Origin of the sequence: Nitrospira sp. (assembly GCA_029194535.1) — a bacterium.
Lineage (GTDB): Bacteria > Nitrospirota > Nitrospiria > Nitrospirales > Nitrospiraceae > Nitrospira_C.
Genome location: JARFXR010000001.1, coordinates 878,044 through 890,180 on the forward strand (window position 1 = coordinate 878,044; position 12,137 = coordinate 890,180).

Sequence of the window (12,137 nt, forward strand, 5' to 3'; positions counted from 1 at the left end):
ACGGGTAGGGGTTTTGCTAGATCTGCATGGTTAGGCCGGACTTCGCATATGAACCAGATCGTCCTCATCGCCCTCCGCCGACCGTACACCTTCGTGGTCATGTCCATCCTTATCTTCGTAATGGGGAGCCTCACGTTGCTCCACATGCCGACCGACGTGTTTCCGAACATCACGATTCCTGTCACCTCCGTGGTCTGGCTCTACTCCGGTCTGCTGCCGCAGCAGGTGGAAGGGCGCATCACCTATCTGTTCGAGCGCTTCCTGACCTCGACGGTGGAAGGCATTAAGTACATCCACAGCCACTCCTACTACGGCATCAGCATCACCAATATTTATCTGCAGGACGGAATCGACGTGGGCCGGGCCGAAGCGGATATCGTGGGCATTGCGCAGAACGTCGTGAAGGCGCTGCCGCCGGATATTTCGCCTCCCATGGTGATGCGGCTTGCGCCGTCGTCCATCCCGGTGGCCATGCTCGAAATCAGCTCAGACCACCTGACGCCGGCGGAACTTTATAATCTCGCCTACATGCGCATCCGTACCCTGCTCGTGACGGTGAACGGGGCGATCCTGCCGGCGCCCTACGGCGGCCAGGCCATGCAGGTCATGGTCAACCTCGATCAGCAGAAATTGCTCGCGCGGCATCTTACGCCGTCGGATGTTCATAAGGTCCTCATGCAGCAATACCTCGTGCTGCCGTCCGGGGACATCAAGATCAAACCGACCGACTGGATCGTCTTGACGAACGCGTCGCCGTTGCATATCGACCATTTCAGCGATATCCCGATCAAGCGGGAAGGCAACGCGTACGTCTATCTGCGCGACGTCGCCACGGTCCGCCTCATGGGCCGGGTGCAACAGAACGCGGTGCTGGTGAAGGGCAAACAGACCGTCATCGTCGTCGTGATGAAGAGCACGGAAGCCTCGACCTTGGATGTCGTCAACGGGATCAAGCAGATGATCCCACGCGCCGAGCAAATCTCTCCGGAAGGTGTGAAGATTCGGCTTCTCGACGACGCCTCGACCTTCGTCAAGGATTCGATCTTCGACGTCGTGCACGAAATGGCGACCGCCGGCGCGCTGGTCGGGGTCATTGTTCTCCTGCTCCTCGGCTCCTGGCGGGCGACGGTCATCGTCTGGACGTCGATTCCGCTGTCGATCCTGACCGCCATTATCGGGCTTCATTGGCTCGAGGAGACGATCAATGTGATGACCTTGGGTGGGTTGGCGCTGGCCGTCGGCATCTTGGTCGACGATGCGACCGTGATGATTGAGAATATCGATCGCCATCTCGAAATGGGCAAGCCGCTTGAAACGGCCATCATCGACGCCGCCAATCAAATCGTCGTGCCGACGCTCGTCGCGACGCTCTGCATCGCGATCGTCTGGCTCCCGCTCTTCGAACTCGGCGGGGTCGCCGGCTACCTGTTCAAGCCCATGGCGGAGGCGGTCATCATCGCGATGATCGCCTCCTTCATCCTGTCGCGCACACTGGTGCCGACCATGGCCAAATATCTCTTGAAGAGTCACCATGTCGCAACCGCCTGAACAGCACGGACACTCTGACGCGGAACCGTCGCGGAACATCTTTGTCCGCTTTCAGAAGGGGTTCGAGCGCCGGTTCGATCAATTTCGCGATGGTTATGGCCGGTGGCTCGAATGGGCGATTGCGCATCGCAATCCCTTCGTCGGCGTCTTGCTGGCGGTCGCGCTGGCCTCTCTGTCTCTCTTCTTCTTCCTCGGACGCGACTACTTCCCAGAAATTCCGTCGGGGGTCATCCAGATGCACATGCGGGCGCCCCTCGGGACACGCATCGAGGTGTCGGGACGTCTAGCCACGCTGGTTTCCAGCAGCATCGAAGAACTGCTGCCGGGTCAGGTGGAAAACATCGTCAGCAACTGCGGCCTGCCGGTCGGGCCGCACAATCTGGCCTTCATTCCGACGCCGACGATCGGCTCTCAGGATTGCGATCTGACGATCCTCCTGGAAAATGAAAAGTCCCCGGTGTGGGACTACCGGCGCACCTTGCGCAAGGGCCTGACGGAGCGCTATCCGGGAACCGAGTTCACATTTCAGCCGTCGGATCTCACTGCAAAGATTCTCAACTTCGGGGCGCCCGCGCCCATCGATGTACAGGTCAACGGCCCCGACATGTATCCCAACTATGAGTTCGCCCGTAAATTGGTCGGAAAGTTTCGCGACATCCCGGGCGCAGTGGACGTGGTGATCCAGCAGACGATGCGCACGCCGACCCTCATGGTCGAAGGCGACCGCACCTTCGGACTCGGCGTCAATAGGACCCTGAAGGACATGGCCGACAATCTGCTCATGACCACCGCCGGAAGCCAACAGGTCGACCAGATCTATTGGCTCGATCCCTCGACCGGCATGTCATACCTGATCAATGTGTACACCCCGCAAGCTCAGATCAACAGCGTCAATAGTCTCAAGACCGTCCCGGTCGATTCCTCGGACAACGCCTCGACCGAGCGTGAAGTGCAGCTGCTCGGCAACTTGGCCGAGATTACGGCGGAAGGGACGCCGGGCGTGATCACGCACGGGAACATCATGCCGCTGTTCAACATCTATGTCTCGGCCGAAGGGCGAGACCTCGGCGGCGTGCTGACGGACGTGGAGCAGGTCGTCAAGGGTATGGAGCACGAGAAGCCTCGGAGCGCCGAGGTCGAAATTCATGGCCAGGCCTCGCTGATGCACGAGGCCTACTTCCAACTGATCTTTGGGTTGGTTGCCGCCATCGCGCTGGTCTATCTGTTGATCGTCGTCAACTTCCAATCCTGGCTCGATCCGTTCATCATCATTACGGCCTTGCCGGGAGCATTGGCCGGCATCGCGTGGTCGTTGTTCCTGAGCCATACCCGCCTTTCGGAGCCGGCGCTGACCGGGGCCATCATGACCATGGGCACGGCCACCGCGAATTCCATCCTGGTCGTATCCTACGCTCGCGAGCGGATTCAAGAACACGGCGACGCCCTGTTGGCCGCGATCGAGGCCGGGAAGACCCGCCTTCGCCCGGTGCTCATGACCGCCTCGGCGATGATCCTTGGGATGGTTCCCATGGCGACAGGCTCTTCCACGAACGCGCCGCTGGGTCGGGCCGTCATCGGCGGTTTATTGGTCGCCACGTTGTTCACGCTGCTCTTCGTGCCCTGCGTGTATGCGATCCTCTATACCAGGCAAACGGCTCGACAAAAGGGACGGACCTCATCATGAAGACGCTCAATAGAAAAGGCCTCGTCGTTTCAGCGATCCTGCTGTGCGCGCTCTATATCGGCTACCGAGTTTACGAAAGCAGAAGCGACGCCGCTCTGCTGCGCGAGAGGACGCTCGCAGACGCCGTCCCGACCGTCGCCGTCGTCAAGCCGAAGCCGAGACCGGCGACCGAGAGCATCACGCTTCCCGGAAATCTCGTGGGGTGGTACGAGGCTCCGATCTATGCGCGCGTCACGGGCTATGTGAAGATGTGGTACAAGGACTACGGAGACACGGTGAACCGAGGCGACATCCTCGCGGAGATCAACGCGCCGGATCTCGACGCGGAATATGCGCAGTCCAAGGCGGATCTGGACACGGAGCGCGCCCGGTACAAGCTTGCCGAGGTGACCGCAAAACGTTGGATCGCGCTCCGCCCCAATCATGCCGTCTCCGAGCAGTCGATCACGGTGCAGGAACAGAACCTGAAAGCCGAGGCAGCGAAGGTCAAGGCGGCGGAACAAAAGGTCAGGAACATCGAGGCGTTCATCCGGTTCAAAACGATCGTCGCCCCCTTTGCCGGCGTGGTGATCCAGCGGAACATCAACGTCGGGGATTTGGTCAGTAAGGAGGGCACTCTCAGCACCCCCAATGCGAAAACCAACCTGTACACGGTGGCCGTGGTCGATATGTTGCGTCTCTTCGTCAACGTGCCTGAGGCGTTCGGGCCCTTCCTCCAGCCGGGCTTGACGGCCGACGTGACGGTTCCGCAATTGCCCAATCGTCACTTCCACGCCAAGTTCCTGACCAGCGCTCGTGGGTTCGATGTCGGTACACGGACGGCGGTCACCGTCTTCACGATCGACAATGAAGACCATGCTCTCTGGCCAGGCTCCTACGCCCAAGTTGAGATCACCGCGCCCGTCGACAGACAAGTACACATGATTCCGTCCACCGCGTTGGTGTTCCAAGAGCACGGCACGCAAGTGGCCGTGGTGACGGAGGACGACCGCGTGCGCTTGCGACCCATCACCGTGAGCAAACTCATGGACAGCGTCGTCGAAGTGGCGAGCGGGCTCTCCGACGACGATCGCATCGTGAACAACCCCAGCGCCGCGTTGCTTGACGGCGACAAGGTGCGTGTCGTCACGCCGGCATCGGGCTATGATCTCCTCAACAACACGGACTCGCCCGGGTCGATGCCACCGTCGTCCCCGAAGGACGTTCCACAACACGGACAATCGGCTAAAGAACAACAGACGGCCACGCCGGCCTCGCAGGTGCCATGACCGACTTCCGCACGCTCACGAAGCCGGCGGGGTCACCGAGCGCCCTCTCACGTCGATGGCGCAACGGCCTGCTCCTTCTCGCAATCAATCTCTCGGCCTGCAATAGCGATTGGTTGCCGCATGCCGATCTGGCGCCTGCGTATCAACCGCCTGAATATGTCGTCCCTGCTTCATGGCATGGAGCGAGTCCTTTCGTCGAAGCGAAGCCGTCGGATGACGAGCTGCGTCCCGATTGGTGGCAGGTCTACGACGATCCGGTCCTCAACAGGCTCGAAGAGCAGGCCATGGCGGCCAACCCGGACCTGCAGGCCGCCGCCGAGCGATTCGTCCAAGCCCGCGATGTCATGATGCAAGTCCGCTCTCAGCGGATCCCTCACGTCGGCGTAGGCGGAAAAGCCGCGGACAGTCATAACCATGTTGATCCGTTGGCCATCCCCGGCGATGTGACGCTTTCGGGGCCGGTCGGGGCCGCTGCGGGGCTCGCCTCGTGGGAGCCGGACTTCTGGTCGGCCATCCGAAACGCGACACGCGTTGAGATCTACCGCGCTGAGGAGCGGGCCGCCGACTGGGGCCTTGCTCGGCTCAGCCTGCAGGCGGAAATTGGGGCGGACTATTTCACCCTGCGCGGGCTCGATGCGCAGACGGCGATCTATACCGAATCGATCGCCCTCTACAAACGATCGTTGGCTCTCGTCAAGTCCCAGTTCGCCGGCGCCATCGCGTCGGCGCTCGATGTCGCCCGCGTGGAATCGCTACTGTTCAGCACGGAAACGAAACTCGCCCAGATTCAAGGCCGACGCCAGGTGACGGAACAGGCGATCGCCATCCTGGTCAACATGGCGCCGGCCAATTTCTCGGTCAAGCCGGTCGATGAGCTTCGCGTGGCGAATTTCAAAATCCCACAAACCATGCCATCGACCCTGCTCGAGCGCCGGCCCGACGTCGCCGGCATGGAGCGACGGATGGCGGAGGCGAACCGCGCCATCGGCATCGCCCGGGCCGCCTTTTTCCCCAATGTCACGTTTGCAGCCGACGGAGGGATCGTGAGCGCCGGCTTCGATATCGCCAAGCTGACCGCCGCCATGTGGTCCTATGGCGCGTCCGCGTCCCTGCCGATCTTTCAGGGCGGCTATCGCCGCGCCCAACTGCAGCGGTCCTGGTCGGCTTATCGCGAGACGGAAGATCGCTACCGCTCGACGGTGCTCAACGCCTTCCGGGAGGTCGAGAACAATTTGAGCCTGACGAATCGGTTGACCCTCGCGGCCAATCGGCAGGACGCCGCCGTCGGCGCTTACTACAAGACGCAAGACTTGACGATGGAACTCTATCAGGGCGGGTTGGCGTCAAGCTTGGAACTTATTTATGCGCAGGTCCAAACCCTCATCGCGCGCATCGAAGCCGTGCAGATCAAGGCCGAATTGCTGCGATCTTCGGTGGCGCTCCACCGCGCCCTCGGCGGAGGTTGGAATCGCAAGCAACTGCCGACCGATGAGCAGATTCAGCCGTTCGGGACGTTTCAATACGTCAACCTCTCCAAGCCGTCGCCGGCCGGCGGTATCGACGTCAATGCGGACAACAACTGGGTCCATAACGATCTCACCAGGCCCGCCATCCCGTATAAGTAGATACTCCTCCGGGTAGTGAGTCGGTTTCCTCCTGCGTCATGCCCGCCCCCGATCGCAGTCGAGCGCAGGCGTCGGCGGGCATCCACGCCCCGATCAAGACTGAATGTTGAGGAGAAGGCCTTGACTGGATTCCCGCTTCCGTGGGAATGACACACTTCAGTGCCTCTGACGACAAACAGACCCACCAGACCTCGATGTTCCGCCTCACGGCCTCACCATACTTTAGGGTCATTTCGGTTTGGGTTCGATTGGGCGTACCCTCTGGCCGACATTCAGTGCCACACGCATTGAGCTGATCCCAGAAGGTGCCATGCGGCGCTGCGACCACGGCTTCGTCAGCTCCTCCTTCCTTCAACTCGTGTCCCTCAACAGCCGCCGGATGAACCCTTCAGACCTTGAGCCTGCGATGGCTGCGCCGCAGGCCCGGCCTAAGTTCCGGACCAAGCGGTGTCGGGACGCCGTCAGCCTCGGCAGCAGGTTCATGATCGCCTCCATGCTGCTGATGGTCGCCGGGTGCGCCGTAGCGCCTTCCTTCGGGCGGAGCGGACCGAGCAGGGACGACGTTCAAGCTCCGAGCGAGGCGGACATGCAGCGGATGATGAAGCAGATGATGGGCCAGGCCCCGACCCGCCAGACGGCGGTCAGCACCGACGGTGTACAGGTGGTCTTTCAGACCGGCCATGCGGGCGCGATCCAGGCCGTGGCGGTCAGCCCGAACGGGCGGTATATCGCGTCGAGCGGCAGCCAGGACGGGACCGTCAAGATCTGGGATGTCACGAGCGGACAGGAGGTTCGGAATTTTACGGGATTCGGCGGATTCGGTCAGGGGGCCGACCTTGTCGCGTTCAGCGAAGACAGCGCGCATGTGGTGACCCATGAGATGAGCGGAGCGGTCAAAGTCTTCGACGTGGCGTCAGGGCGGGAGATCCGCGCGGGAGGGTCGGGCCTGGACGGCAGAGGGGCCGTGAGCGGGGACGCTCGCATTGCGGCGGTGAGCGAGACGGCCGAAGTCAAATTCAACGACCGGCCGTCACTCGGCGGGGCTCGGCCGTTGTCGGTCGTCGATCTCGGGACCGGTCGAACGATATGGACGATCCCTGACTCAGCCATGCAGCAGCCGCTCGTGTTCAGCAGAGACGGCCGGACATTGATCACGGTCCGGACCGACACAGAAATGTCCTCCCAGAGCGTGATCGGGACCATCGGCTCGTCGCTCGGGGCGATGACCGGCCTGGGTGGTTTCTTCAGCGAGCCCTCCATCCCGACCATCAAGCAAGAATTGCTCGTCTGGGATGTGCCGGCAAAGAAGCTGCGGCGTTCGTGGCCCTTTACGCCGGCGTCGGACGGCATCGGCGGAGCGCTGAGCCCGGACGGACGCTATCTTGCGATGGAACAGCATGTCGAGCGATCGCTTCGCGTGCTGGATCTGGAGACGGGCAAGCCCACCGTGGCCATCTCGTTAGGAGAGGTCGGGATGAAGGGAATGGGCATGACCCATTCCCTCGCGTTTAGTCCGGATGGAAAGTTTCTCGCGATTGGAAGAGGCGACGGCACCGCCAAGTTGTTCGAGTTCCCCTCCGGTCGGACGGTGCGGGAGTTCGAGGCCACGTCGCTCAACTTCAGTCCCGACGGTACAACCTGGGTGATCGGTGCGGCGAGCGGTGGGGCGCCCTATCTGCAAGAGGCGGCCGGCGGGAAGGAGACGCGATTGGCCGGCGGCGCGAGCGAAGTGTCCGATCTGGCCATGACGGCCGACGGACAATCGATCGTGGCCGGCATGCACGGGGGAAGCGCCAAGCTCTGGGATCTTCCCACCGGGCAACTGGTCCGCACCTTCGACTGCCCCGACGGGATGGCGGTTTCTTCCGTCGCCGTCAACCGCGTCGGTTCCCGGTTGGCCACCGGTTGTGTGAACGGTTCGGCATGGCTGTGGGATCTCATCAGCGGCAAACGATTGAACAGGCTGGCGCAGCCGCTTCCGCCGGATCAGTTCACGCCGGTTTATCTCCGCATCGCGCGAGACGACCGGACGATCGTCGTCGGTCGAGGCAATCAACTGGTCGTCGCGGATCTCTCCTCCGGAAATGAACTTCGTCGGATAGTCCTGCCGAATGAATCGGTCAAGGCGCTCGCGTATCTGGAGAACCCCTCGAAGCAACCCTCCATCGATCGGGAAACCCTTGAACAGATGAAAGAGTCCGCCCAATGGGTTCGAACCCTTGCCGTCCATCCAAACGGGCAGCTGGTCGCCATCGGAAGGTCCGAAAGCACGAGCCTGTGGGATGTACGGACCGGCAAGCTGGTCCGTGAACTCCGCGATGTGAGCCGATTGCAAGACAGAGCGCAGCAGCAACGGCTGCGAGACGAAGAGAATCAACTGATGCTTGACGAGGCCGGGAGCCTCAAATCGCTGTTGCCCTTCGGCCTGGGAGCGCCGTCTCGATCGATGGCGATGCCGCAGGGCGAGATCGTGACGCTGGACGACCCCTCGGAACTGTTCGACGGACTCGGTGACGAGATGCAGGGCGCGACGAGCCTGGCCTTCAGTCCCGACGGGACGTTCCTCGTGACCGACGGCGTGAAAGGCAAGGCCGTGTGGGAGGTCGCAACGGGGAAGAAGGTGCGCCCGTCAAGAAAGAAGATGCCGGAGTCTCAGTTCGATCCATTGAGCCTCACCGAAAACATGGAACTGAACATCGGCGGAAGAGGCGCGGCGTTCAGCCCGGATGGCCGATGGGCGGCGCGAGGCCACGGACAAATCATCAAGGTGTGGAATGTCTCGACCGGCCAGGATGTCCTCCAACTGGTCGGGCATACGGGAGCGGTCAGCTCCCTGGTCTTCAGCCCTGACGGCCGGTTCATCGTAAGCGCCGGCGGAGACGGCGCGATTCGCCTCTGGAACCTGCGCTCGGGCAAGGAAGTCGCCTCGCTCATCGCGCTCGGACGAGAGGATTTCGTCGCGGTGACGCCGGATCAGTACTATCGGGCATCCAAGAGCCGGATCAAAGGCGTCGCCTTTCGTGTCAAAGATCAGCTGTACCCCTTCGAGCAGTTTGATTTGCGATTCAATCGGCCTGATATCGTGCTGGAACGTTTGGGCATGGCATCCCAGGATCTCGTCAGGAGCTATCGGCTCGCCTACGAAAAACGGCTCAAGAAAATGGGGCTCAGCGACCAGGCGCTCGGCATCGACTTTCACCTGCCGGAAATTCACATCCGGGGCGGCGACGTCCCGGTGTCGGTCACCCGCGGCATCCTGCCGCTCCGCGTCAAAGCCACCGATACCAAGTACCCGCTCGATCGCCTCCAGGTCTATGTCAACGACGTGCCAGTGTACGGCACGTCCGGTGTGCCGATCCTGAACCGGACGGCACAGACCTATGAGCGGGAGATCGAGGTGCCTCTCGTGTCGGGACGCAATAAGATCCAAGTCTCCGTGCTGAATCAGCGAGGAACCGAGTCGCTGCGCGAAACGGTCTATACGACATCCATGGCGGAGATGGCGCCTCCGGACGTCTATCTGGTGGGCATCGGTGTCAGCGAGTACAAGAACCGAGCCTACAATCTGCGGTATGCGGCCAAGGATGCGAACGACCTGCTGGCCCTGTACAAATCGGTCGAGGAGCGTCCCGGCGTGAAGGGGAAAGTCCATCTGTTGGACCTGACGAACGAGAAAGCGACCAGACCGGAAATCCTGAAGGCCAAGGATTGGCTCAAGCGATCCAGGGGCAACGATCTGGTGATCGTCTTCGCCGCGGGGCACGGGATGACCGATGAACAGTCCAACTACTATTTCGGCACGCACGACATCGATCCCAAACAGCCTGCCGCGAACGGCCTGCCCTATGAGGAATTTGAACTCCTGCTCGACGGCATTCCCGCGCTCCAGAAAGTCTTACTGCTCGATACCTGTTTCTCCGGCGAAATTGACAAGGATCAGGCGGTGTTGGTGGCCAAAGCCGACGCGGGTGGTTCCGGCACGGTCACCATGCGGTCGTTTAAGGCAGCGCGGGGCGTCAGTCTGGTTGCGGACGTGGGCGATGGGCAGGGGAACACACCGACTGAACCGCGGCTCCCCACAGACATGGTGAAGTTTCAACAGGATTGGTTCGCCGATCTGCGGCGCGGCACCGGCGCAGCGGTCATTTCCAGTTCCAGCGGCAACGAATACAGCCTGGAAGGGGAACAATGGAAGAACGGCGTGTTTACCTATGCCCTAATGAACGGCCTGAAGAACCACGGCGCCGATGCCAATAAGGACCGAACCATCACCGTGAGCGAACTGCAAGCCTACGTGATCGAACAAGTGCGCAAGCTCACGGAAGGAGGCCAGAATCCGACCGTGCGGCGGGAGAATCTGGAGCATGATTTCGTCGTGTATTGAACGGGCAGGAGCCCGATCCATTGAACCTTTTCGTCGATGGATCGACTGATGGGTTAGAGGAGGACCAATATGAGACACGTAAGGTGCCCATGGATAGTGGGGCTAGCTTTCGGAGGATTACTTACGGTTGCGATCGTGTATCTGGCCGTCGTCACCGGCGCGCTCGCACCAGACACTGCTGAGGCGGCGGCAATGTCCGCCGATGACAGAACACCCACTCCCTCCGACGCCGCTCCGCACGAAGACGTCCAGCCGCGCGCCCTGAAACCTCCCAGGGATCCCGCACGGCCCGATACGCTCGAAGAGCGTCTAGGTCGCGGCCATATTCCTATGGTGGCGCCACCGCCGTCGCTCGTTCAACAACCGGCAATCACCGGTGGCGCGTTCGCCTGCATGGCCGACGCGGCGAGTCGCGATCTCGCTGGTTCGTGGGTCATCGATTACACGCGCATGACGAATCAAGCCTGCCGCAGCTCGTGCGCACAGTATGGATTCGCCTTTGCCGCGACGCAGTACGGCAGCTCCTGTTTCTGCGGCAACACTTTCGGAAAGTACGGCGAAGCCGCCTCGGCCTCTCCGCCTAGAAGTTGCAACCTCGGATGCGCGGGCAATCCGAACGAGGTATGCGGCGGGGAATGGGCTAACAGCCTTTCGCTCACTGGCGCGCCGCCGCCCGCGCCCACGGATGGAGGCCAGTGTCTTGTCAAGGCGCAAGGAACCTACATGACGACGGGAGGCGCTGCGGGAACTTACAACGGCGTCGAGTTGCACCGCTGGAAGAAAGTGGCGACGATCTCGTCGACGCCGACGATGAAGACTTATCAGTTTCAATACACGATGAGCGTCAGCGGATTCATGGATCAGACAGGCGCGGGCGGACAGTGGCGTGGCACGTGGGGCGGGACGGCCACGCGCATGGAGACTTGGCAAGCGCCCGTGGTCACAAACCCTGCGACGGGACAGCCCGCGTTTCGGCTAACCACGACGCCGTCATTCTCTACCACCGTGCCCTATACAGGACACCTGCTGAATCCATTGCGGCCCGATCCGAGGATGTGGGCGACGGTGAGCGCATTCGCGCAGCCACAGCATTTGTTTTCATCGGGCACCTCGTTCGTCGTTGCGGCGTCGAACGGCTCAACAAGACAGGCGACCGGGGCCACATGGATTTGGAACAACCCGCTGGGTGACGCGACGTTCACTTGTAGCTGGAATGTTTCCTTGTAGTGGCGTCGACCCATCGGCGTGATCGAGGTAGGCAACATGGCGCTTAGCGATGATTCGCAGCGTTCGTTTTCCCGGAGAATTTCGCCAGCAGGGCTGATTGGTTAGCGATGAGAAACGTCATATTGATGTTCGCCGTATTCCTGATCGGCGCGGCGGTCATTTCCAGTTCCAGCGGCAATGAATACAGCCTGGAAGGGGAGCAGTGGAAGAACGGCGTGTTTACGTATGCGCTATTGAACGGCTTGAAAAACCACGGCGCCGATGCCAATAAGGACCGGACGATCACTGTCAGCGAGTTGCAGGCCTATCTCATCGAGCAGGTGCGGACCCTCACCCAGGGCGGCCAGAACCCGACGGTGAGGCGGGAGAATCTGGAAAATGACTTTGTGGTGTATTGAAGA

At 61.4% G+C, this 12,137-nt stretch carries 7 protein-coding genes; all 7 read left to right on the forward strand.

Features of this window, described 5'->3' with window-relative positions:
* The first annotated feature begins 48 nt into the window (after nt 1–48).
* On the forward strand, nt 49–1,548 hold the full coding sequence (locus tag P0111_04025) for an efflux RND transporter permease subunit (protein MDF0643172.1): 1,500 nt from the start codon (nt 49–51) through the stop codon (nt 1,546–1,548).
* Entirely contained in the window at nt 1,532–3,232 is a 1,701-nt protein-coding gene (locus P0111_04030; GenBank protein MDF0643173.1) for an efflux RND transporter permease subunit, read from the forward strand. The genes P0111_04025 and P0111_04030 overlap by 17 nt, the downstream gene beginning before the upstream one ends.
* On the forward strand, nt 3,229–4,500 hold the full coding sequence (locus P0111_04035) for an efflux RND transporter periplasmic adaptor subunit (GenBank protein MDF0643174.1): 1,272 nt from the start codon (nt 3,229–3,231) through the stop codon (nt 4,498–4,500). The genes P0111_04030 and P0111_04035 overlap by 4 nt, the downstream gene beginning before the upstream one ends.
* Nucleotides 4,497–6,125: an efflux transporter outer membrane subunit gene (locus P0111_04040; GenBank protein MDF0643175.1), complete on the forward strand. Its 1,629-nt coding sequence runs from the start codon at nt 4,497–4,499 to the stop codon at nt 6,123–6,125. The genes P0111_04035 and P0111_04040 overlap by 4 nt, the downstream gene beginning before the upstream one ends.
* 406 nt (nt 6,126–6,531) lie before the next feature.
* Nucleotides 6,532–10,509: a caspase family protein gene (locus tag P0111_04045; protein MDF0643176.1), complete on the forward strand. Its 3,978-nt coding sequence runs from the start codon at nt 6,532–6,534 to the stop codon at nt 10,507–10,509.
* 69 nt (nt 10,510–10,578) lie between these two features.
* A complete protein-coding gene (locus P0111_04050) occupies nt 10,579–11,736 on the forward strand; it encodes a WSC domain-containing protein (protein ID MDF0643177.1) in 1,158 nt (385 codons plus the stop codon).
* A gap of 107 nt (nt 11,737–11,843) precedes the next feature.
* Nucleotides 11,844–12,134 (forward strand): hypothetical protein, encoded by a 291-nt coding sequence (locus P0111_04055; protein ID MDF0643178.1) that lies wholly within the window; start codon nt 11,844–11,846, stop codon nt 12,132–12,134.
* Nucleotides 12,135–12,137: the final 3 nt, after the last annotated feature.